General features: G+C 65.6%; 21 protein-coding genes. 16 read left to right on the top strand and 5 right to left on the bottom strand.

Annotation, left to right across the window (positions count from 1 at the left end):
• The first annotated feature begins 46 nt into the window (after positions 1–46).
• From modA to modC, 3 genes are read left to right on the top strand one after another with little or no spacing between them, the layout of a single operon-like run.
• Entirely contained in the window at positions 47–850 is an 804-nt protein-coding gene (gene modA, locus AC13HB_RS02320; RefSeq protein ID WP_482948106.1) for a molybdate ABC transporter substrate-binding protein, read from the top strand.
• Complete coding sequence (modB, locus tag AC13HB_RS02315) at positions 847–1521, top strand: molybdate ABC transporter permease subunit (RefSeq protein ID WP_482948105.1); 675 nt, start codon at positions 847–849, stop codon at positions 1519–1521. Before modA ends, modB begins: the two co-directional genes overlap by 4 nt.
• Positions 1511–2608 (top strand): molybdenum ABC transporter ATP-binding protein, encoded by a 1098-nt coding sequence (gene modC, locus AC13HB_RS02310; RefSeq protein ID WP_482948104.1) that lies wholly within the window; start codon positions 1511–1513, stop codon positions 2606–2608. The genes modB and modC overlap by 11 nt, the downstream gene beginning before the upstream one ends.
• Before the next feature lie 7 nt (positions 2609–2615).
• On the opposite strand, the gene AC13HB_RS02305 is transcribed toward modC, so the two are convergent.
• Positions 2616–4154: an MFS transporter gene (locus tag AC13HB_RS02305; protein ID WP_482948103.1), complete on the bottom strand. Its 1539-nt coding sequence runs from the start codon at positions 4152–4154 to the stop codon at positions 2616–2618.
• A gap of 272 nt (positions 4155–4426) precedes the next feature.
• On the opposite strand from AC13HB_RS02305, the gene moaC reads away from it, so the two are divergent.
• The 6 genes from moaC to fdhD all read left to right on the top strand — a co-directional run bounded on the left by moaC (position 4427) and on the right by fdhD (position 10767).
• Positions 4427–4924, top strand: a complete 498-nt coding sequence (gene moaC, locus AC13HB_RS02300) for a cyclic pyranopterin monophosphate synthase MoaC (protein WP_482948102.1) — start codon at positions 4427–4429, stop codon at positions 4922–4924.
• Positions 4925–4985: 61 nt separating this feature from the next.
• The gene (locus AC13HB_RS02295; RefSeq protein ID WP_482948101.1) at positions 4986–5405 is read left to right on the top strand and encodes an NAD(P)H-dependent oxidoreductase subunit E; all 420 of its coding nucleotides are present in this window, start codon (positions 4986–4988) and stop codon (positions 5403–5405) included.
• Complete coding sequence (locus tag AC13HB_RS02290) at positions 5402–6877, top strand: NADH-ubiquinone oxidoreductase-F iron-sulfur binding region domain-containing protein (RefSeq protein WP_482948100.1); 1476 nt, start codon at positions 5402–5404, stop codon at positions 6875–6877. The genes AC13HB_RS02295 and AC13HB_RS02290 overlap by 4 nt, the downstream gene beginning before the upstream one ends.
• Before the next feature lie 31 nt (positions 6878–6908).
• Positions 6909–9755, top strand: coding sequence for a formate dehydrogenase subunit alpha (gene fdhF, locus AC13HB_RS02285; RefSeq protein ID WP_482948099.1), 2847 nt, complete (start codon positions 6909–6911; stop codon positions 9753–9755).
• Positions 9752–9985 carry a formate dehydrogenase subunit delta gene (locus AC13HB_RS02280; protein WP_482948098.1) on the top strand — a complete coding sequence of 78 codons (234 nt, stop codon included), beginning with the start codon at positions 9752–9754 and terminating at the stop codon, positions 9983–9985. The genes fdhF and AC13HB_RS02280 overlap by 4 nt, the downstream gene beginning before the upstream one ends.
• Positions 9982–10767 carry a formate dehydrogenase accessory sulfurtransferase FdhD gene (gene fdhD / locus AC13HB_RS02275; protein ID WP_482948097.1) on the top strand — a complete coding sequence of 262 codons (786 nt, stop codon included), beginning with the start codon at positions 9982–9984 and terminating at the stop codon, positions 10765–10767. The genes AC13HB_RS02280 and fdhD overlap by 4 nt, the downstream gene beginning before the upstream one ends.
• A gap of 4 nt (positions 10768–10771) precedes the next feature.
• On the opposite strand, the gene AC13HB_RS02270 is transcribed toward fdhD, so the two are convergent.
• Entirely contained in the window at positions 10772–12031 is a 1260-nt protein-coding gene (locus tag AC13HB_RS02270) for an NAD(P)/FAD-dependent oxidoreductase (protein ID WP_482948096.1), read from the bottom strand.
• 226 nt (positions 12032–12257) lie between these two features.
• Between AC13HB_RS02270 and AC13HB_RS02265 the strand changes: the two genes are divergently transcribed.
• The 7 genes from AC13HB_RS02265 to AC13HB_RS02235 all read left to right on the top strand — a co-directional run bounded on the left by AC13HB_RS02265 (position 12258) and on the right by AC13HB_RS02235 (position 19444).
• Positions 12258–13019, top strand: coding sequence for a DUF4129 domain-containing protein (locus AC13HB_RS02265; protein WP_482948095.1), 762 nt, complete (start codon positions 12258–12260; stop codon positions 13017–13019).
• Positions 13016–14410, top strand: coding sequence for a hypothetical protein (locus AC13HB_RS02260; RefSeq protein ID WP_482948094.1), 1395 nt, complete (start codon positions 13016–13018; stop codon positions 14408–14410). Before AC13HB_RS02265 ends, AC13HB_RS02260 begins: the two co-directional genes overlap by 4 nt.
• Positions 14411–14412: 2 nt before the next feature.
• Complete coding sequence (locus AC13HB_RS02255; protein WP_482948176.1) at positions 14413–15369, top strand: AAA family ATPase; 957 nt, start codon at positions 14413–14415, stop codon at positions 15367–15369.
• Positions 15369–16661, top strand: a complete 1293-nt coding sequence (locus AC13HB_RS02250; RefSeq protein WP_482948093.1) for a DUF58 domain-containing protein — start codon at positions 15369–15371, stop codon at positions 16659–16661. Before AC13HB_RS02255 ends, AC13HB_RS02250 begins: the two co-directional genes overlap by 1 nt.
• Positions 16658–17662: a stage II sporulation protein M gene (locus AC13HB_RS02245; protein WP_482948092.1), complete on the top strand. Its 1005-nt coding sequence runs from the start codon at positions 16658–16660 to the stop codon at positions 17660–17662. Before AC13HB_RS02250 ends, AC13HB_RS02245 begins: the two co-directional genes overlap by 4 nt.
• Positions 17659–18570, top strand: coding sequence for an RDD family protein (locus tag AC13HB_RS02240; protein ID WP_482948091.1), 912 nt, complete (start codon positions 17659–17661; stop codon positions 18568–18570). Before AC13HB_RS02245 ends, AC13HB_RS02240 begins: the two co-directional genes overlap by 4 nt.
• 67 nt (positions 18571–18637) lie before the next feature.
• Entirely contained in the window at positions 18638–19444 is an 807-nt protein-coding gene (locus tag AC13HB_RS02235; RefSeq protein WP_482948090.1) for a hypothetical protein, read from the top strand.
• A gap of 47 nt (positions 19445–19491) precedes the next feature.
• On the opposite strand, the gene AC13HB_RS02230 is transcribed toward AC13HB_RS02235, so the two are convergent.
• The 3 genes from AC13HB_RS02230 to AC13HB_RS02220 all read right to left on the bottom strand — a co-directional run bounded on the left by AC13HB_RS02230 (position 19492) and on the right by AC13HB_RS02220 (position 21706).
• Positions 19492–20379 (bottom strand): alpha/beta fold hydrolase, encoded by an 888-nt coding sequence (locus tag AC13HB_RS02230; RefSeq protein WP_482948089.1) that lies wholly within the window; start codon positions 20377–20379, stop codon positions 19492–19494.
• Positions 20380–20468: 89 nt separating this feature from the next.
• Positions 20469–20990: an A24 family peptidase gene (locus AC13HB_RS02225; protein ID WP_482948088.1), complete on the bottom strand. Its 522-nt coding sequence runs from the start codon at positions 20988–20990 to the stop codon at positions 20469–20471.
• Positions 20987–21706 carry a tetratricopeptide repeat protein gene (locus tag AC13HB_RS02220; RefSeq protein ID WP_482948087.1) on the bottom strand — a complete coding sequence of 240 codons (720 nt, stop codon included), beginning with the start codon at positions 21704–21706 and terminating at the stop codon, positions 20987–20989. The genes AC13HB_RS02225 and AC13HB_RS02220 overlap by 4 nt, the downstream gene beginning before the upstream one ends.
• Positions 21707–21833 lie beyond the last annotated feature (127 nt).

Genomic DNA, 21833 nt, shown 5'->3' with positions numbered 1-21833 from the left:
CCTTTTCCCTTGATCCGCCCGCCCACACGTTGAACCATAAGCGGGCATGACCGGCCTTTCGAACACACTTCGATACAGTCTCGCGCTTGCCGCACTCGCGGCAGCGATTCTCGTCGCAACCTACTTCGTTTCCGGTGGCCCGCGGAATGGCTCGGACGATGCCGCCGCGATGATCGCGGTCGCCTCCAATTTCGAAGCTTCGGCCGATACGCTGGCCGAGGTTTTCGAGCAGGATACGGGCATGCGCGTCAGGATCGTTACCGGTGCGACCGGCCGCCTTTACACGCAGATACTGCACGGCGCGCCCTTTGACGCATTTCTGGCCGCCGACGATGATCGCCCGGCCCGTCTGGAGCGCGATGGAGAGGCCGTCGCCGGATCGCGCTTCACCTATGCCATCGGACGCCTCATGGTCGTCTCCAGTGTGGAGAACGGCCTGTCGCCGGTCGAGACCTTGCAGACCGGTGACTACGACCGGATTGCCATCGCCAATCCGCAGCTGGCGCCCTATGGCGCAGCGGCCACGGACGTGATTGCCTATCTGGAAATCGGCGCATCCGCGAACGGACGGCTGGTCTACGGCGAAACCATCAGCCAGACCTATACCCACCTGCTTACCGGTAATGCCGGACTCGGACTGGTCGCCCTCAGCCTGACCGTACAGCAACCGCCGGGGGACGGCTTCTTCACGGAAGCCGTTCCACTCGACTGGCATCGTCCGATCCGTCAGGATGCTGTCCTGCTCGACAATGGGCGCGACAATCCCGTGGCCATCGCCTGGATGGATTTCCTTCGCAGCGAGCGGGCGCAAGCGATCATTCGCGAACAGGGATATGAATTCGCCGAATGATGTCCATCGGTTCACCCGTCCTGATATCCCTGCAACTGGCTGCGATCACGACCTTCATCCTGTTTGTCCTCGGTCTGCCGCTGGCCTGGTGGCTCGCCAATACGCGCTCCCCGATCAAGCCGGCAATCGAGGCCGTCACCGCCCTACCGCTCGTCCTTCCGCCCACGGTGATCGGTTTTTACCTGCTGATCCTGATGAATCCCGGCACTCCTGTCGGGCAGTTCTGGGTCACATTGACCGGCGAAGCCCTCACCTTTTCCTTCAGCGGGCTGGTCGTGGCCTCGGTGATCTATTCCCTGCCCTTCATGGTTCAGCCCCTGCAGGCCGCTTTCGAACGGGTCGGCACGCCGCTGCTCGAAGCGGGCGCCAGCCTGCGCGCCGGGCCCTGGGACCGGTTCCGGCATATCGTCCTGCCGCTTTCCTCGCGCGGTTTCATCGCCGCCGGCGTCCTGACTTTCGCCCACACGATCGGCGAATTCGGCGTCGTCCTCATGGTCGGCGGTAATATCCCCGGGCGCACCCGCGTGGTCTCGATCGCCCTCTACGATCATGTCGAGACGCTCGACTATGCAAGCGCTCATATACTCGCCGCCGGGCTGGTCGTGTTTTCCTTCCTCGTGCTCGCCCTCGTCTTCCTGCTGAACCGGCGGTTCCCTGTTCATGCCGGATAACAGCCTCACCTTCTCGCTTCGCGCCCGCCGCGGCGACCTGGCACTCGATGCCCATGGCGGCGCCCCTCGCGGGCGCGTAACGGGCCTTTTCGGTCCGTCCGGCACAGGCAAGACCAGCCTGTTGCGACTGATGGCCGGCTTCGACCGGCCCGACAGCGGGCATGTGCGCTTTGCCGGACAGGCCTGGGTCGACACATCAGCGCGTGTCTGGCTGCCGCCTCACAAGCGACCGGCCGGCTTCGTCTTCCAGGAAAGCCGCCTTTTCCCCCATCTCGACGTCGCGGGAAATCTCGACTTCGCCCACCAGCGCGCCAGCCGGACGCCGGACGCGTCCGACCTGCAGGCGCTGATTGATGCCCTCGACCTCGGCGCACTTCTTTCGCGCCGGACCGACAGCCTGTCCGGCGGCGAACGGCAGCGCGTGGCGATTGCCCGGGCGCTCGCCTGCCGGCCCGGCTTGCTGCTTCTCGACGAACCGGTGCGGGCATTGGACGGCCGCCGGAAGGCCGCGACGCTGGATGCTCTGCGCTCGCTGGTCGGGCGTATGGGGATGACCGCGATTTTCGTCAGCCACTCGGTCGAGGAGATCGTGCGCATGGCCGACGAAGTCATCATCATGACCGAGGGCCACACGGCTCCGTGCCGTTCGGTCGAAGCAAGCATGGATGCGATGGAAGCCGTCTCCGGCACGCGGTTCGGGCCCGGCGCGGTCCTCCGGGCACGGCTCGCATCGCATGATGAAACCTACCGGCTGGCCCGGCTCGAAGCGGGCGATATCACGCTCGCCCTGCCCGGTTTCGAGGATGTGGAGGCCGGCAACGATATCCAGCTGCGCATCCGCGCGCGCGACGTCTCCATCGCCCTGCACGCCCCGTCCGGGTCGAGCATCCGTAACTGCCTGCCGGCGAAGATCATCTCGATCGACGCGCCTCCGGACAGTGCCTATGCGGATATCGGACTCCTCTGCGGCCGCACGCCGCTGAAGTCCCGCATCACGCGCGCCGCCGCCGACGAGCTTGGTCTGGCGCCCGGCATGGACGTCCTGGCGCTCGTGAAGAGCGCCAGCCTCGACCGCCGGATCCTCTGACCCGAAATCAGGCGCCGGTTACCGGAATTCCGGCCTGATCGCGTTCGGCCATGGCAATCCGGCGATTGCGCCGGGCCAGGCTGTCATGCAGACGGGCATGGCGTTCCGGGGTCAGCGGATAGGACCAGATCAGCGGTACGGCGAGACTGTAGAGCGCAATCGGACCGAGGCAGTAGACCAGGCGCAGCGCGAGCACGCCGAGCTCGGTCGAACCTTCCACGCCGCCCGTCGCCTGATAGCCGAGCAGGCCGACGATGTTCAAAGCGATCCCGGTAAAGATGGCGAGCGCCAGCTTCTCGGCGAGACCGAGCACGGCGAAATAGGTCCCGGCCCGCCGTCCGCCGGACCGGGCGCTGTCGATATCGACGACGTCCGCCAGCATGGCAAGCGGCAGGAATTGGAGACCCCCATAGGCGAAGCCCTTGAGCAGGAAAAGGCAGAAGAAGGGCAGATAGTCGCCATGGCCGAGCAGCAGATTCGCGGCACTGACCACGCTCACAAAGCCGAGCGTGACGAGGAAGGCCTTGTGCTTGCCCAGCTTGCGGCCCAGCCAGAGCCAGAAGGGAATCGCGGCAATACCGGAGATGAAATAGAGGAAATAGGCCGCGCCGATGGTCGGAATGCCGATGATGTCGCGGATGAAAAAGAGCGAGACCGCATTGCGCAGGCTTTCTCCCGCGATCACCAGGAAGGCGATGATCAGCACGCGCCGCATCGGCCCGTTGCGCCAGAGATGCCGGAAGCCCTCGATCATCGGGACGCGCTCGCGCACCGCGGGCGGCGGTTCTTTCACGGTGGTCACGATGAGCGCCGAGAGGAGCGGCACCATAACGACGATGGTGAGCGCCAGCCCCATCATGACGGGTCCCGTCAGGGCCCTGCGATCGGACGGCATGCGGTCCATGATCGAGCCTGTGAAGGCACCGGTAATGTCCCGCCACATCGAGGCGAACATCTCGGACACCGCGCCGCCGGTCATGGAGATCTCGACGATCATCGGCACGGCCGCCGCGAGAAGCAGGCCGAACAGATAGTAGAATTCACGCGCCGCCGTGACCTGGCTGCGCGTGTGATAGTTCGACGAGAGTTCCGCGCCCCAGGCCCTGAAGGGGATCTGGATCATGGTCGCGCTGGCGAAGAAGAAGGTCAGCCAGAACAGGAAATAGATCAGTCCCGCGCCGTCCGGCGGTACGAAGAGAAACCAGGTCGACAGCATGAGAAGCGGCGCGCCGATCAGGATGTAGGGCTTGCGCCGCCCGAAACGGGTCCGGCCGCGATCCGAGATCTCGCCCATCAGCGGGTCGGTGATCACATCGGTGAAACGGGCCACCATGATGATGATGCCGATGACCGACAGGGAAATGCCGAGATGGCCCGCATAGTGTGCCGGCAGCCAGATCGCCAGCGGATAGCCGTAGACGGCCAGCGGCAAGGCAAGCGAGCCGTGCAGGAAAATCGTCGATCGCTTGAGCGGAACATCCGTTGTGTCCGACGAAGGTCGAGCCGTCGCGGTATTGCCGCCATCCGGCTGTTCGATGCTGGCCAATCAATTCCTCCCGAACGATGGATGCGCTTGTTTTTGCGCTTTTCCAAGTTTGAGTACGGCACAGGCAAGCTGTCAAATTAATCCGGCACAAGTATTTTCCCGCCACCCTGCGAGCGGTGTGCGCCCCGTGATGCGGTCGACTCTCTCCGCAATTCGTAGTGATAGTACGCCATCAGACAGGGCGCCGCAGCGCCAGTCTGCGAGACGGGTTCGACCAGAAGGAGAAGCGCTGTAGTCTGGCGCCTTGACCTCTTCGCCGACGGAGCCCGTCCATGACCGAACAATCCGGACTGACCCACCAGGACGCCGAGGGCCGCATCCGGATGGTCGATGTGGGCGACAAGCCCGTCGCCTCGAGACGCGCGGTCGCCACGGCACGGATCGAAATGTCGGAAGAGGCATTCAACGCGGTTCGCGACGGCCAGGGCCCCAAGGGCGATGCCATCCAGACGGCAGAGCTGGCCGGGATCATGGCCGCGAAGCGGACTGCTGACCTGATCCCGCTCTGCCACCCCCTTCCGCTCACCAAGGCGAAGCTGGCCATCGAGCCGGTTCCGGGCGAAACCGCTTTCGCAATCACGGCCGAAGTACGAACCGACGGGAAGACAGGCGTCGAGATGGAAGCGCTCACGGCGGCCTCGGTCGCCGCGCTTACGCTCTACGACATGACCAAGGCGCTCGACCGGACGATGCGGATTTCCGACATCGTCGTGGCGGAGAAGAGCGGGGGCCGGTCGGGCGATTACAAGCGCGAAAAGACGGGCGGCTGAACGCGCCGGTCGGGTGTAGACTGCCGCACAGGACGGCGGAGACGCTGGGAGACTGAAACGGGTGACTTCGATCGAGACCATCATCGACGCGCATCGGCACCGGGACGGCCCGCTGCTGCCGATCCTGCACGACGTACAGGCCACCGACGGTCATATCAGCGAGGCGGCAATTCGCACCATTGCCGCCGCGCTCAACCTGACCCGCGCAGAAGTCCATGGCGTGGTCAGCTTCTATCATGATTTCTCCACCGCGCCGGACGACCGCCCCTGCCTCAAACTCTGTCGCGCCGAGGCCTGCCAGGCCCGCGGATCCGAGCCCCTGGCGGAAGCCGCGAAAGACATGGCGGGCGACCGGGTCCGGATCGAGGCGGTCTATTGCCTCGGCCTGTGCTCGTCCGGCCCCGCCGCCATGACCGGCTCGGATGTGCACGCCCGGCTCGATGCGGATCGTCTGCGCACACTGATCGGAGCGCTGAGGTGAACCGGGTCCGTATCTCCGACGACGCCCTCGCCGTCGCCTGCGGCGCCGATGCGGTCGCCGCCGCCTTCGAAGCTGCCGGTGCCGAGGTCGAGCGGGTCTCGAGCTGGGGTATGCACTGGCTGGAACCGCTGGTCGAGATCGACGGCAAAGGCTGGGGCCCCGCCGCGCCGGAGGATGCCGCCCGCATTCTCGGTGGCAAGGCCAACGATCTCGCTATCGGCAAGATCGAGGACCATCCCTTCATCGCGGCACAGACGCGGCTGACCTTTTCGCGCGCCGGCTATACCCGCCCGCTCTCGCTCGACGACTATGCCGCGACCGGCGGGTGGAAAGGTTTCAACGCGGCGCGGTCCATGTCGCCGGAAGCGATCCTGTCCACTGTCACCGAGTCCGGTTTGCGCGGCAGGGGCGGTGCCGGTTTTCCCTGCGGCATAAAATGGAAGACGGTCGCCGAAGCTCCTGGCGATACGAAATACATCGTCTGCAATGCCGATGAGGGCGATAGTGGAACCTTCGCCGACCGGATGGCAATGGAGGGCGACCCCTTCCAGCTGATCGAGGGCATGGCCATCGCCGGTCTGGCGACGGGCGCCCGCAAGGGTTTCGTTTATATCCGCTCGGAATACCCGCACGCGATCGCCAAGATGGAAGCGGCCATCATCGCCTGCGCCGACCGCATCGCGCCGTTCGAACTGGAAGTCAGGGTCGGGGCGGGCTCCTATGTCTGCGGCGAGGAGACGGCGCTGCTCAACTCGCTGGAGGGCAAGCGCGGCACGGTCCGGGCCAAGCCGCCCCTGCCGGCTCATCACGGCCTGTTCGGCTGCCCGACGGCGGTCAACAATGTCCTCACCCTTGCCGCCATTCCTTTCATCCTCGCCAATGGCGCCAAGGCCTATGCCGATTTCGGCATGGGCAAATCGCGCGGGACGATGCCGGTCCAGCTGGCCGGAAACATCAAGCATGGCGGGCTGTTCGAGACCGGCTTCGGCATCACGCTGGGAGAGCTGGTCGACGCGATCGGCGGCGGCACGGCCTCGGGCCGGCCCGTGCGTGCGGTCCAGGTCGGCGGGCCCCTGGGCGCCTATTTCCCGCGCGAACTCTTCGATACGCCCTTCGACTACGAAGCCTTCGCGGAGAAGGACGGGCTGATCGGGCATGGCGGGATCGTCGTCTTCGACGACACGGTCGACATGGCCGCCCAAGCCCGCTTTGCCTTCGAATTCTGCGAGATCGAGAGCTGCGGCAAGTGCACGCCCTGCCGGATCGGCGCGACGCGCGGCAGGGAAACCATCGACAAGATCGCCGCCGGCGAGGCCGCCACAGCCAATCTCGCCCTCACCGAAGACCTCTGCGAGACCATGCAGTTCGGATCGCTCTGCGCGCTCGGCGGGTTCGCGCCCTATCCGGTCCGCTCGGCGATCAAATACTTCCCGGAGGATTTCCGGGTCCCGGCGGAGGCGGCCGAAGCATGATAGACTGGACGGCAAGCCGGGAGTGCGCCCGATGAGCTATGAACGCCAGACCGACTATGGAACGCCGGCCTCGCGCTCGGACGAGACGGTCGAGCTGACGATCGACGGCCGGCCGGTCCGTGTCCCGGCCGGCACCTCGATCATGCGCGCCGCCGCGGAGAATGGCGGGGACATACCGAAGCTTTGCGCATCGGACATGATGGAAAGCTGGGGCTCCTGCCGGCTTTGCCTCGTCGAGATCGAGGGTCGCCGCGGCACGCCCGCCTCCTGCACCACGCCGGTCGAGGCCGGCATGGTTGTGCACACCCAGACCGACCGGCTCCAGCGCATCCGCAAGGGCGTGATGGAACTCTATATCTCCGATCACCCGCTCGACTGCCTCACCTGCGCTGCAAACGGCGATTGCGAGCTGCAGGACCAGGCGGGCGCAGTGGGTCTTCGCGATGTGCGCTACGGTTATGAGGGCGCCAATCATCTCGAAGAGGACAAGGACAGCTCCAACCCCTATTTCGAGTTCGACCCGTCCAAATGCATCGTCTGTTCGCGCTGCGTGAGAGCCTGCGACGAGGTCCAGGGCACGCTCGCCCTGACGATCGACGGGCGCGGTTTTGCCTCCAAGGTCTCGGCCGGGCTGTCCAGCGACGACTTCCTGAGTTCCGAATGCGTCTCCTGCGGCGCCTGCGTGCAGGCCTGCCCGACGGCCACCCTGACCGAGAAGTCCGTCGTCGAGCTGGGCACTCCGGAACGCTCTGTGATCACGACCTGCGCCTATTGCGGCGTGGGCTGCACCTTCCGCGCCGAGCTTCGTGGCGAGCAGGTCGTCCGCATGGTTCCCTGGAAGGACGGCAAGGCCAATCGCGGCCATTCCTGTGTGAAAGGCCGGTTTGCGTGGGGCTATGCCAATCACACCGACCGCATCACCAAGCCGATGATCCGCGACACGATCGAGGAGCCCTGGCGCGAGGTCTCCTGGGAAGAGGCGCTGGCCTTCACGGCCAAAAAATTTGCCAGCATCCAGGAGACATTCGGTCGCGGCGCGCTGGGCGGCATCACGTCCAGCCGCTGCACGAACGAAGAGACCTTCCTCGTCCAGAAGCTCGTGCGCGCGGGGTTCGGCAATAATAATGTCGACACCTGCGCCCGCGTCTGCCACTCGCCGACCGGCTACGGCCTCTCGACGACTTTCGGAACCTCGGCCGGCACTCAGGACTTCGACAGCGTCGCCGAGAGCGACGTCATCCTTGTCATTGGCGCCAACCCCACCGATGCCCATCCCGTTTTCGCCAGCCGGATGAAGAAACGGCTCCGCGAGGGTGCCGAACTCATCGTGATCGATCCGCGGCGCATCGACCTCGTCCGTTCGCCCCATGTCGAGGCCGCCCATCATCTGGCCTTGCGGCCGGGCACGAATGTCGCTGTGCTGACCGCCCTCGCCCATGTCATCGTGACCGAGGGCCTCGCCGACGAGGACTTCATCAAGGAACGTTGCGACTGGGACGAATATCGCGAGTGGACGGACTTCGTTTCGGAATCGAAACGGTCGCCGGAAGCCGTGGAGCCCCTTACCGGCGTACCGGCAGAGACCCTGCGCGCAGCAGCCCGCCTCTTCGCCAAGGGCGGCAATGGCTCGATCTATTACGGCCTCGGCGTGACCGAGCATTCCCAGGGCTCTTCCACCGTCATGGCGATCGCCAATCTGGCTATGGTCACTGGCAATATCGGACGCCCGGGCGTCGGCGTGAATCCGCTGCGCGGACAGAACAATGTCCAGGGCGCCTGCGATATGGGCTCCTTCCCGCACGAGCTGTCCGGCTACCGCCATATCGCGCGCGAGGAGGTCCGCGACCTGTTCGAGGAAGACTGGGGCGTCACGCTCGACCCGGAACCGGGCCTGCGCATCCCCAACATGCTCGACGCTGCCGTCGACGGCAGCTTCAAGGGCATCTACATCCAGGGCGAGGATATTCTCCAGTCGGACCCGGATACCCGTCATGTCGCAGCGGGCCTGGCGGCCATGGACTGCGTCGTCGTGCACGACCTTTTCCTCAACGAGACGGCCAATTACGCCCACGTTTTCCTGCCGGGCTCGACCTTTCTGGAGAAGACCGGGACCTTCACCAATGCGGAACGCCGCATCCAGCTCGTGCGCCGTGTGATGACGCCGCTCAACGGCTACGAGGACTGGGAAGTAACCCAGGAACTTGCAAGGGCGATGGGGCTGGACTGGTCCTATATCTCCGCCTCGGAAGTCATGGACGAGATCGCCCGCCTGACGCCGACCTTTGCGGGCGTGACCTTCGACCGCCTCGAGCGGGAGGGCTCGCTGCAGTGGCCGGTCAATGATGCTGCTCCGGACGGCTCCCCGGTCATGCATGTCGACGGCTTCGTGCGCGGCAAGGGCCGCTTCATGGTCACGGATTACGTCCCCACCGACGAGAAGACCGGGCCGCGCTTTCCGCTGCTTCTCACGACCGGGCGCATTCTCAGCCAGTACAATGTCGGTGCCCAGACGCGACGGACCGCCAACGAAATCTGGCATGAGGAAGACGTGCTGGAAATGCACCCCCACGACGCGGAAAACCGGGGCCTGAAGGATTGCGACTGGGTCAAGCTGGTCAGCCGGTCCGGAGAAACCACGCTGCGACTCAAGATCACCGACCGTGTCGCGCCCGGCGTCGTCTACACCACCTTCCACCACCCCGAAACCCAGGCGAATGTGGTCACGACCGATTTCTCGGACTGGGCCACCAATTGCCCCGAATACAAGGTCACGGCCGTGCAGGTGAGCGCGTCCAACGGCCCGTCGGACTGGCAGGAAGATTATGAACGCCTGAGCGAACGCGCGCGCCGTATCGGGTCATCGGAGGCTGCCGAATGAGCATGACTGCCAAACTCGTCCGCATGGCGAACCAGATCGCCCGCAATTTCGAAATCCACGGCGAGGCCGAGGCCGTCGGGGAAACGGCAGAGCATATTCGCAAATTCTGGGACCCGCGCATGCGAGACCAGATCCAGGCCCATGTCGAAGCCGGCGGGGAAGGTCTCACCGATATCGCGCTCGACGCGGTCAAGATGCTCGGCCCCATCCACGGAGCCCACAGCGAGTGAGCGAGCGTGTCGACGTCCCTGCCAATTGTCTGACGCCGGACGGTACCGAAACAGCGCTCGTTCGAACGCTCCCCGTCGAAGCGCCAATCGCCATCGAGTTCAACGGGGTAGGCTATGCCGTGATGATGGCCACGCCGCGCGACCTGGCCGATTTCGGAACCGGTTTCGCCCTGTCCGAGCGGATTGTCGACGCTCCGGGCGAAATAGAGGAAATCGAAGCCCGGGAAACGCCGGACGGCTGGCTCCTGAAAATCCGCATAACTACAGCGCGCGCCGACCGCCTGTTCGAACGGGTACGCACGCGAGTCTCGGAGAGCAGTTGCGGACTGTGCGGACTGGAAAATCTCGAACAGGTCCATGTCCGCCTGCCCCGGATCGGGGACACGCTGGACGTCCCGACCGACGCCATCTTCGACGCACTCGCAAGCCTGAGCGGTCATCAACCGCTCAATGCTGCCACCGGCGGTGTTCATGCCGCTGCGTTTTGCATGCCGGACGGCGCGATCCGCCTCGCCCGGGAGGATGTCGGGCGGCACAATGCGCTGGACAAGCTGATCGGCGCCATGGCTGCCGCGAAGATCGACCCTGCAAGCGGTTTCGCCCTCCTCTCCTCGCGCTGCAGCTACGAACTGGTCGAGAAGACCGCGATCGCCGGCATCCCGCTACTGGTCACGGTCTCGACTGCAACGTCCTTCGCCGTCGAGCGGGCGCAGGCGGCAGGCCTGCGCCTTATCGCGCTCGCACGAGGCGATGCCATGCTGGAATTGGCGCCGGAAGGCTGACGCGTCAGGCCAGCAAGGCCTTGATCGGCACGGCCGGATCGGCCAGCTGGTCGAGATCGGGCTTCACGCGCTTCATGACGAGCTTGCGGCCTGCGGCGTAATCCGGCGTCGCATTCACGCAGTCCAGCGCAATGACCACGCCCTCACGCAGATAGACCAGCGAGAAACTCCCGCTCGACGGATCGCCGCGCATTACCGTCTTGTCGTGTCCCAGCGAGAGACCAACCGTCTGCAGGTGCAGCTCGTACTGGTTGGACCAGAACCAGGGCACCGCATCATAACCGGTCTCCGTCCCGGTCAGGGTGCGTGCCACGGCCCGCGCCTGATCATTCGCATTCTGGACAGATTCCAGACGGATCTCCTCGTCGTGCGCGTAGCCGTTCGCGTGCAGGGCACAATCGCCGATGGCGTAGATATTCGGATCGCTGGTCCGGCAGTGCGCATCGACCTTCACGCCATTGCCGCCCTCGAGACCTGCGGCGAGCAGGGGTTCGACCGCTGGCGCAATACCGATGCCCACAATCACCATATCGGCCGGAATGGTCTCACCGCCGGACAAAACCACGCCGGATACGCGCCCCGCCTTCTTGCTGAAGAGGCCGGACAGCCCGCCCTTCTTGCCGGCAAAGCGGCTGACACCGGTATTGAGGCGGATATCGACGCCTTTCTTGCGATGATACCCCTCGAAAAAGCGCGAGAGCTCCTCACCCGCCACACGTGCCAGCACGCGATCGAGCGCCTCGACCAAACAGACGGACTTGCCCAGCTTGCGCAGAACGGCAGCCGCCTCGAGCCCGATATAGCCGCCGCCCACGACCACGACATTCTGGATGTTGTCGAGTTGCGCTTTCATCGCATCGGCATCGGCTTTCGTGCGGACCGTCTGGATACCTTCCAGGTCGGCGCCTTCGCAATCAAGACGCCGCGGGTGCCCTCCAGCCGCCCAGACAAGTTTGCCGTAGGAGAAGATCTCGCCGCCCTCGCAACGGACCTGCCGGTCGCCCGGCGCAACACCGACCACTTTCAGCCCGGTCAGCATGTCGATGCCGTATTCCGCCCAGAAGCCTTCCGGGCGGATAAGCATGCGGTCGAACTCCAGCTCTCCGGACAGATAGTCCTTGGACAGGGGCGGCCGTTCATAGGGGCATTCGGGTTCCTCACCGAGTACGGCGATGGAGCCGTCGAACTTGAGCTGGACCAGCGTCGCGGCGAGCTGCGCGCCGGCATGGCCGGCGCCGACGATCAAGACGTCATAATGTTTCAAAATGCTCTCTCCCGGTCGGCGGTCAGGCCTGCGGCCTTCGCTCAAATCTCATTATCCCCGAGGGTTACTCCTTCATGCGCGCCTTGCAAGCCTCGCAGATGGCTATGGGCGGTTCGCACACTGTTTTGACAGGGAGCCCTCACGCTCACTTGTTCCAGCCCGACAAGCTATCTAGGGTAATACCTGCGCCGTCTGCTGCCCGAGTAACCGACCGGAGTTCCGCTACATGTCGATCATGTTCCGATCCGGATCGGTGCGTGCCATCCGGCGTGTGCTGGCGCCTGTTGCACTTCTCGGCATGCTCCTGGCGCTACCGGCCACTGCCGGCGCGGCTTCCCAGCCGACGGAGCCGGAAACGGCACGCTATGAAGACTTGCCCTCGACACGGCGCCTCCAGATCGACCTCGAACATCTCGACGCGGACACCTCCTGGCGCGCGCATGCCGGCATTCCCGAGCCGAGCGAACCCGGCGATGCGGCCCAATGGCTGGACTGGCTCCCGGCCATCACCCTGGGCCGGATCATCGTGTGGAGCATCATCGGCTGCGCGATCGCCATCCTGTTATTCATCCTCTACCTGCTGATCCGGCATGGCCGGGCCATCCGGCTGGGCGGCGCGGCGCCGGATATGCCGGGCGCACGCAGTACCGCGCAGGCCGGAGGCAAGGGGGTACTGGCAGGCGAGTCCGACCTTCCGCTCGACCAGATTCTCGCCATGGACGATCTCGTCGCGGCGATCGGTCTCCTCCAGAAAAAAGTCCTGCTCGCGGCAGCCACCGCCACCGGCGCCATCCTAAAGCGCAGCGACACGGCCCGCGAGGCCCTGCGCCGCCTGCCGCGTGACTGGGATCATATCGAGATCGTGGCGAGCCTGGTTCAGGCCGCCGAGCGCGTGCGCTTTGCCGGTGATCCCATCGACCGTGAGGGACTAGTCGAATTCGCCGACGCAGCGCGGCCCATCCTTACGGCGCGGGAGGCCGGAGGATGACGGCCTCCGCGCCTGCCCGGCGCTTTCCTGTCTTTGCGGTCGGCACGCTGGCGGCGGCGCTCGCCCTGCTGGTTTTTCTGACTTTAGGGTTCAATCGCCCGCCCAGCCTGCCTGACAGCGCCCTGGGATTTCGCGGACTGGAAGGCTGGCTGCGCTCGAACGAGGTGCAGACACGCAACTTCATGGGCGGTGGCCCGCTAGCGCCCGACGGGATCGGCCTGCGTATCCTGCCGCTCTACGACTCCGATCTGGATGCCTACAATATTCCGCAACTGTTCGAGACCGACCGCTATCTGGCGACGGACCTGGCCTTCATGCCGCGCGATACGGTGACGGAGAAGGTCCGCACGCTCCCGACCCTCGTCATCCTGCCGAAATGGCGGGACGGCGTCCGCCTCACGGGACTGACGCACCCGGACTTCCTCATCCACCGGCCGGACCAGGAACCGGCCCGCACAGAGGACCAAATCGAGGGAAGCCCCGTAGAGATCGTGGACGCCACCGACACCCCGGTGCCGGACGAACCGGCCGGAACGGACGAGGCGGACGAAGCCGCTGACCAGAAGCCGCGTTTCGTGTTCCGGGAACCCGATCCCGTCGCACCGGAGGCCCCCGGCCCGACGCGGATCGACCTGCCCTCGCACTGGGCAGGCACCGCCGAGCTCCGCCACGTACAGTGGGGCGAACCGCTGGCGAGCTGCGATACGCTGATCGGCGATGAGACCCGCGTTCTGCTGGTCGAATGCCCGCATCCGGACGGTCGATACTGGGTACTGACCGATCCGGACCTGCTGAACAATCACGGCCTCGCCAATGGCGACAATGCCGCCTTCGCGCTCGCCTTCCTGACCGACATCGCAGCCGGCGAGGATATCCTGTTCGACTATTCCAATATCGCGGCGCTGAGCATGGATCCGGACGAGCATGAGCGCACCTGGCGCGATTTGCTGCGCTTTGCGGAGCCGCCCTTCGCCTGGATCTGGCTGGCGGCCTTTATCCTCTTGGCCACCGTGCTCTGGCGCGGCGGACTGCGCGGCGTGCCGCTTCGCTCACCCTTCCGTGACGGTCATGACGGGACTCGCGAGGCCGCACTCGCAGCCCAGGCCCGCCTGATGCGCAGTGCGCGGGCCGACGGCGCCTTGCTCAGGACACTGGCCCGAAGCCGCGCGGTCGCACTGTGCGATCTGCTGCTCGGCCATGATCGCCAGCAGGCGGATCGCAGCGATCGCATGCTGCGCGCCCTGCGCCAGAAGAACCCCAAGACTGCGGAGGCGCTGAAATCGGCGCTCGCCCGCGCGCAATCCCTGCCCGATGCGATCGGGCTCGACGAGGCCGTCTCGGTGCTCGACCAGTTGGAAACCGCTTACGAAAAGGCTCGAAAGCTCGCATGACTTTGACGCTCGATCAGTTCGCCGAACGCGCCGATGCGCTGCGCTCGGAAATCCGCAAGGCCGTCCATGGGCAGGATCTGGCCATCGATCACCTCCTGGTTTCTGTCTTCTCGCGCGGCCACTGCCTGCTCGAAGGCCCGCCCGGTACGGCCAAGACCCTGCTCGCCCGCAGCTTCGCCGCCGCGCTCTCGCTGGATTTCGGGCGTATCCAGTTCACGCCGGACCTGATGCCCGGCGATGTGCTGGGGGCCAATCTTTTCGATTTCGGTGCCAACAGCTTCCGCCTCGTCAAAGGCCCGGTCTTCACCGACATCCTGTTGGCAGACGAGATCAACCGGGCTCCGCCGAAGACGCAGGCCGCGCTGCTTCAGGCGATGAATGAGCGGGTCGTGACCATCGACGGCAAGGATTATCGACTCGGAGACCATTTCCATGTCATCGCGACACAGAACCCGATCGAACAGCAAGGCACTTATCCCCTGCCCGAAGCGCAGAACGACCGCTTCATGTTCAAGATCGTGCTCGACTTCCCCGAGCGCGATGCGGAGCTGGAAATCCTGAAGCGTCATGCACTCCAGCCCCTCGCCTTCGACGCCCGCACCGAGGCCATCGAGCCCGTACTGGGCGCCGCCGATCTCGACGCGGCCCACGGGCTGATCGACAGCATCAGGCTGGACGAGAAAATCCTCACCTACATCCTCGACCTCGTTCGCGGCACCCGGACCGATCCGGAGATTCGCGAGGGCGCATCCACCCGCGCCGCCGATGCCCTCGCCGGTGCGGTCCGCGCTGCGGCGGCCCTTGCCGGGCGCGATTATGCGATCCCGGACGATGTCCAGTCCCTGCTCCTGCCGGCCCTGCGGCACCGCATCCAGCTCGGACCGGCCGCCGAGATCGAGGGCCGCACTGCCGACGACGTACTCACCGCCCTGCTGAGCCGGATCGAGGCGCCCCGCTGATGCGCCCCACGCGGCGCCTCATAATTCTCGCCATCGCGACCCTCGTCCTGACCGGTCTGCTCTTGCCGCTCGGCGTGAGGGAGGCTGCGCCGCTCCTGTTGCCCAGCCTCGCCCTCGCCGCCCTGCTCGCGATCGATCTGGCCACCAGCCTGCGCGCCTCGATCCAGCTGGACCTGGACGGGCCGGACGCGCTTTTTGCCGGCGAAACCGAAACCTTCCACCTGCATTTCCAGACCCCTCCGCCGCACGGATTGACGCTGCGCTTCGACTGGCCGCAAGGGCTGACCGGACCCGAAAGCCTGGAAGCGGACGCCGGGCGCGCCCGTACGGTCGAGTTGCCGGTTACGGCGCGCGCGCGGGGGGAGTGGCCCTTCGGCCAGGTCTGGCTGAACTGGACGTCCCGCTTCGGTCTCATCGAATTCATTCCGCGCACCCGAACCGATCGCGTCATCGCCGTCGTGCCCGACATCCGCCCGGTCACGCGCGGCCAGATCGATATCGCCGTCCAGACCAGCCTGCACGGGCAGAAGGAGAGCTATGCCCAGGGCGAGGGCTCGGAATTCCACCAGCTGCGCGAATACGTGCCGGGCGAGAGCCTGCGCAATATCGACTGGAAGCGCTCCGCCCGCCTGCGCCGCATGCTGGCCAAGGAGACCCGCGCCGAGCGCAACCACAACGTCATCATCGCGCTCGACAACGGCTATCTCATGCGCGAAGCCATCGCCGGCCTGCCCAAGATCGACCACGCCATCAATGCCGCCCTCGCAACGGCCTGGGCCGCCTCGGTGGGCGGGGATCGCGTCGGCCTGTTCTCCTACGACGCCCGTCCCGGCCTGTGGATGCCGCCGGAACCGGGCCGCCAAGCCTTCCCGAAACTGCGGCGCAAGCTCGCGGCGCTCGCCTATGAGAGCCGGGAGAGCAATCACACGCTGGCGCTCGCCACCCTGCAACAGCGCCTGCGCCGCCGCAGCCTGGTCATCGTCTTCTCCGACTTCGTCGACACGACGACGTCGGAGCTCATGGTCGAGCAGCTGGCCCTGATGTCGCGCCAGCATCTGGTCATCTTCATCGCCCTGCGCGATCCGGACACCCAGGCGCGCGCCGGTGATACCGTCAGCTCGCTCGACGATGCCGCGAAAGCAGTCTCCGCTTCGGACATGCTGCGTGACCGGAAAATCGTGCTGGAGCGACTCAACCAGCTCGGCGTGCTCGTCCTCGACACCGAACCGGGCAAGCTGACGCCCCAACTGGTCTCGACCTATCTCGATCTGAAAGCCAGGGAGATGGCATGAGCGAGGAACCGCGTATCCGTTCCGCCCGCTTCCGCGCCCAGCGCGAGGCCGACTGGCACCGGCTGGAAACCCTCGTCGAGAAATCCGAGAAGGGTGTGGGCGGCCGCCTCACCTTCGAGGAATCCCAGGAACTCGCGCAGCTCTACCGCAAGTCCGCCACCAGCCTCTCGGTTGCGCGTGACATCTCCATGGATCGCGGCCTGCTCGCCTATCTGGAAGCGCTGGTCTCGCGCGCCTTCCTGGCGGTCTATGCGCCGCAGGAAAGACTGGGCGCCGGCATTGCCCGCTTCTTCACGAACTCGGCGCCGCAAGCCATGCGGCGTTCGGCCGGATCGCTTTTCCTTGCGGGCCTCGCTCTGGTGCTCGGCCTCCTGATGGGCAATGGACTGTTCGCGGCCGACCCGGCCTGGTTCTACACCTTCGTTCCGTCCGATCTCGCTGGCGAACGCGGACCGGGTGCCAGTACGGAGACGCTGCGTGCCGTGCTCTTCGACGGCGAGGCCTCGATGGCCGGCCAGCTGGGCGCCTTTGCCGCCTTCCTCTTCTCCCACAACACGCGGATCGCCCTCTTCGTTTTCGCCCTCGGCGTGTTCGCCTGCGTGCCGAGCTTCCTGCTGACGGTCTATAACGGGCTGATCCTGGGCGCCTTCTGGGGGCTCTATGCGGAACGGGAGCTGGCCTGGGAGCTGTTCGGTTGGCTCAGCGTGCACGGCGTGACCGAGCTCTCCGCCATCGTCATCGCCGCGGCCGGCGGTTTCCGGCTCGGCCTGGCCTTTCTCTTTCCCGGCACGATGACCCGCCGCGATGCCCTGCGGCACGCCTCGCGCGATGCAGTGAAACTCGCCCTGGTCGCCGCTCTGATGCTCGTTGTGGCGGGCTTGCTGGAAGGCTTCGTGCGTCAGCTCGTGCAGGACACGGTCACGCGCATCGCGATCGGCTGGACGATCGGTGCGCTCTGGCTGTCCTGGTTTCTGCTCGCCGGACGGGGGAGCCGCTCATGAGCCGTTCGACGCCTGCCGCCATCGCACGCAAGGCCGAAGCCTCCCGGCGCTGGTTCGAGCTGACACCGCCGGAAGGCGTCCCGGTGCGGTTCGAGATCGCGACGCTCGGCGCGCGGCTCGGCGCACAGCTGGTCGATATCGGGCTGACCGTATTCGGCATGATCGCCCTGATCATCGTGCTCGCCATCCTGCCCTTCAACATCGAGCCGCTGGTGGCGTCGCTCGCAGCCATTCTCGCCCTCGCCATCCGGGCGCCCTACTACATCCTGACGGAACTGTTCTGGAACGGACAGACCCTGGGCAAACGCATGACTGGCCTGCGCGTCCTCTCTGCCGACGGGCGTGGTCTGTCCACGCACAGCATCGTGGCCCGTAATCTGATGAAGGAGATCGAGGTGTTCATGCCGGGCAGTCTCCTGCTCGCAGCCGGCGGCCTGGACGCGTTCTGGCGCACTGTGCTGACAATCTGGATCCTGGTCGTGCTGCTGATCCCGCTCTTCAACAAGCGCAAGCAGAGGCTCGGCGACATTCTCGCCAATACCGTCGTGGCCAGACAGCCGCGCACCATGCTGATGCCCGATCTGACCGAGGCGGAGGCGGCTGCGGACGCCGAATTCGTCTTCTCAGCCGCCCAGCTCGACCATTACGGCCGCTTCGAGCTGCAAACGCTGGAAGACCTGCTCCGGACCAATCCGTTGAGCGCGGATTCCCGGGCGCGCCTCGACGAGAGCGTCATCCGCGTGGCAGCTCAGATCCGCAAGAAGATCGGCTATGAGGACCCTGTCCCCGACGATCGCGCCCTCGCCTTCCTGCACGCCTTCTACAAGGCGCAGCGGGCCTATCTTGAGCAGAAACAGATTTTCGGCGACGTCCGCGACGACAAGCATCACCGCGAAAATGACGACTGACGACTACGCCTGTGACGAACGGGCCGATGCAGCTTATGCCTGATCACACACGCCAAGGGGGATATCCATGACTGACACACCCACCGCACCCGCGATCAAACCGGAATTCGGCGCCGGCAATATCGTCGGCGAGAGCATCCAGCTCCTGTTCAAGCACTTCCCGATCATGTTCGGAATCGTGTTCGTGCCGGTGCTGATCTACAACCTCATCGCCACCGGCTTCGCCGAGGACATGGTAAACGCGACCTCGTTCGCGGACATCGTACCGGTTTACGTCCTCAGCGCGATTTCCGGCCTGATGTTCATTGTCCTGCAGGCGATCATCATCCGCATTGTCATCAGCCTGAAGACAGGCGGCGGGATTCAGCTGAATGCCGCGCTTTCGGCCGCCCTGTCAGGCTTCTTCCCCATCCTTATTCTGGGGATCGTGGCCTCCATCGCGATGGGTATCGGCTTCCTTCTGTTCTTCGTGCCTGGCCTGTATGTGATGGCCATGCTGTCGGTCTACGTCCCGGCGATCGTCTTCGAGCGCGCCGGTTTCAATGCGCTCGGACGATCGACCGAACTGACCAAGGATTATCGCTGGGCCATCGTCTTCATGCTGATCCTGGTCGTGATCGTCGGCTGGATCGCGCAGGCCATTCTCGGCGGCATTATCACCCTGCTCTGGGCCGGCGGCCTCGGTGGCGCAGGCCGGGCCTTCACCGACCCGGCTTATGCGCTCAACATGCCTCTGTGGGCGACAGTGGCAGGCTCCGCAGTCGAAGCGGCGATCTATCCCTTCTCGATGATCGCCACCGGCCTCGCCTATGCGCGCCTCCGCGAGATCAAGGAAGGCGGCTCGACGCAGGATCTGCTGAAGGTCTTCGAATAGGCCGGACATCGCCGGACCGGAAAAGGCGGGCCCCGAGCCCGCCTTTTTTATGCGGTGCGGGTCGCGTCGCCAAAGGCGCCGGCGATCCAGTCCGCGACGGTCCCGGGCGCCTCCATCGGAATGAGATGCCCAGTGCCCGGCATCTTGTCGGGTACGATGCCGCAACGCCCGAGCAGGCGCGTATTGATCACGGTCGAGCCGCGCTCCGCCTTCAGCACGCGAACAGGCATGCCGGCACGCCTCAGAATGGCGGGCAGATTATGGCCCTGCGCCTCGTAATTGGCGGCTTCCCACAGCGGGTCGCAGGAGAGTTTCATCTCTCCCTCGCCTGTCTCCGTGAGTCCGTCGATAAGATAATCGTCGAGTACGCCCGCGGCCCAGCCGGAGAAGACCGGGTGACGCGCATAGCGGGCCCTGGCCGCCGCCCGGTCGGGCCAGCCATTGGTCCGACGCCGCGCCCCGTTGGCAATGGCGATCCGGCCTTTCAGCATGAAGTGCAGCGGGCTGCGCGCCATCAGATACAGCGTGTCCGGCATGACCACCGGTTCGACCAGTGCCAGTGGCGGCGGTGTCTCCATCCGCGAGGATGCGAGCAAGCAGGTCGCCGCGCCCATGGAATGACCGGCGAGCAAGTCGGGCCGGCGTGGCATTCGGTCGATGAAGGCGTTGAGATCACGGGCGTAACTCCACCAGTTGCGATGGGTCGCCGGGTCGGCAGGAAGAGAGGTGCGACCATGCCCCCGAAGATCAGGCGCCACGACCTCGAACCGGGTCGAAAGCGCCTCGAGCATCTGCCTGTAGGCACTCGCGCAGAAACCGTTCGCATGAACGAAAAGGAGTTGCGGCGCATCCGGTTTCGGCCAGAGCCACATCGCCATCTCGCCGTCCGGCAAAGCAATCGTGTGCCTTTGCGCGGCGCTGCCCACGTCGGTCATGCAACGAATACCCGTCTTGGTGTGATCGAGGACGGGAGACTAGCGCGCGGGACGGGACTGAACATCCGGCAATGCCATACGCGCAGGTATCACCCGTATGCAAACAAGGTGAAAAGCGTGCCGGCCAGGATGGCGACGCCATAGGGAACGGGCGTCTTGAGGCGGTTCGCGGCATCCTCGGCCGGATCATCGACTCCGGGGTCAGAGTCCGGCGCCGCGCCGGTATTCGGGAGACGGGTTGAGACCAGCCCCCAGAGGATCACGGCGCCGCCCAGAAGCCCGCCCGCGATCATGATCCAGGCAGTCAGCCAGAGCAGCAGGCCGGGGGTGAACCAGAGGGAAACGGCGGCATAGAGCTTGATATCCCCGCCGCCCATGAGGCGCGTGACCCAGAGCCCCAGCCCCACTGCAAGCGCCAGCACGCCCGCCGCCAGGTGCATCAGCCAGGTCTCAACCGGCCAGCCGGAGAGCAGACCGGCGGGCACGACCAGAGCCGCGATCGCGATCGGCAAGGCGTTGGGAATGGTCAGGCTGCGCACGTCCCAGGCTGCCGCGATGGCGACCAGGACGAGCATCAGCGCCTCGCCCGGGGACAGGGGTAATGCGGTCACGGCTGATTGTTCGCCGCCCGGACTTCCTGCCAATTGCTGTAGGCCTGCTCGTAGAAGACCGGGCTGGCTTCCAGTGCTCGCTGGAACAAACTCTCGGCGCGGCGCAGATCGCCCTGGCTGCGAGCGATCACGCCGGCATTGTTGAGCAGAATGGGCCGCTCGTCCTCGCTGACATCGCGCAAGGCCCGGCTGGTCTCGCCGCGCACCAGGAAGGCCAGGCGGAGATTGGCCTCCGCGGCAGGCAGTCCGGGCTCGCGCCGCAAGGCCTGGGTAAAGGCGCTGACCGCTGCGTCCGACTGTCCGTCCTGCAGATAGGCGAGGCCGAGATTGTTCCAGGGCGTCGCACTGGTCGGTGCGATCTCGGTTGCCCGCCGGAAGGCATTGATCGCCTCGGTCCGCTGGTCCAGCTCCATCCAGCTGATACCGAGCGCATTCCAGGCGCGCCAGTCAGCGGGAGCGGCCACGACGGCACGTTCGAGATAGGGCATGGCGGTCTCGGCATCGCCACCGGCCAGCAGCACGGTCCCCATACCGCGCAGCGCCCGGGCGTCATTGCCGTCGGCCAGAAGGAATTCGTATCGCGACCGCGCGCTGGCCACATCGCCGCCGGCGAATTCGCAGGCGGCCATGATCAGCTGCGCTTCCCGAGCTGTCTCCGCCTCGTGAATCCGCAGTGCTGCGATGGCGGTCGCAGTTTCGCAATTGGCCTGCCCCACCCAAGTGGCCCAGTTTTAAAGTTAGGGCCCGGCGGGTTATGTGCGGCGGTCATGCCGGCACGCCCTCAACGTAGGGCGGCAGACAAGTCGCTGGCAAGAGCGCTTCAGGAGCTGGTGGTCTGTAGCC

The organism is Maricaulis sp. B-26 (genome assembly GCF_056857855.1).
This window is presented reverse-complemented; position numbering and strand designations above follow the sequence as displayed.

Coding starts and splice junctions, on each gene's coding strand:
- modA (WP_482948106.1), top strand. CDS start 47: ATGACCGGCCTTTCGAACACACTTCGATACAGTCTCGCGCTTGCCGCA.
- modB (WP_482948105.1), top strand. CDS start 847: ATGATGTCCATCGGTTCACCCGTCCTGATATCCCTGCAACTGGCTGCG.
- modC (WP_482948104.1), top strand. CDS start 1,511: ATGCCGGATAACAGCCTCACCTTCTCGCTTCGCGCCCGCCGCGGCGAC.
- moaC (WP_482948102.1), top strand. CDS start 4,427: ATGACCGAACAATCCGGACTGACCCACCAGGACGCCGAGGGCCGCATC.
- fdhF (WP_482948099.1), top strand. CDS start 6,909: ATGAGCTATGAACGCCAGACCGACTATGGAACGCCGGCCTCGCGCTCG.
- AC13HB_RS02280 (WP_482948098.1), top strand. CDS start 9,752: ATGAGCATGACTGCCAAACTCGTCCGCATGGCGAACCAGATCGCCCGC.
- AC13HB_RS02265 (WP_482948095.1), top strand. CDS start 12,258: ATGTCGATCATGTTCCGATCCGGATCGGTGCGTGCCATCCGGCGTGTG.
- AC13HB_RS02260 (WP_482948094.1), top strand. CDS start 13,016: ATGACGGCCTCCGCGCCTGCCCGGCGCTTTCCTGTCTTTGCGGTCGGC.
- AC13HB_RS02250 (WP_482948093.1), top strand. CDS start 15,369: ATGCGCCCCACGCGGCGCCTCATAATTCTCGCCATCGCGACCCTCGTC.
- AC13HB_RS02245 (WP_482948092.1), top strand. CDS start 16,658: ATGAGCGAGGAACCGCGTATCCGTTCCGCCCGCTTCCGCGCCCAGCGC.
- AC13HB_RS02240 (WP_482948091.1), top strand. CDS start 17,659: ATGAGCCGTTCGACGCCTGCCGCCATCGCACGCAAGGCCGAAGCCTCC.
- AC13HB_RS02235 (WP_482948090.1), top strand. CDS start 18,638: ATGACTGACACACCCACCGCACCCGCGATCAAACCGGAATTCGGCGCC.
- AC13HB_RS02230 (WP_482948089.1), bottom strand. CDS start 20,379: ATGACCGACGTGGGCAGCGCCGCGCAAAGGCACACGATTGCTTTGCCG.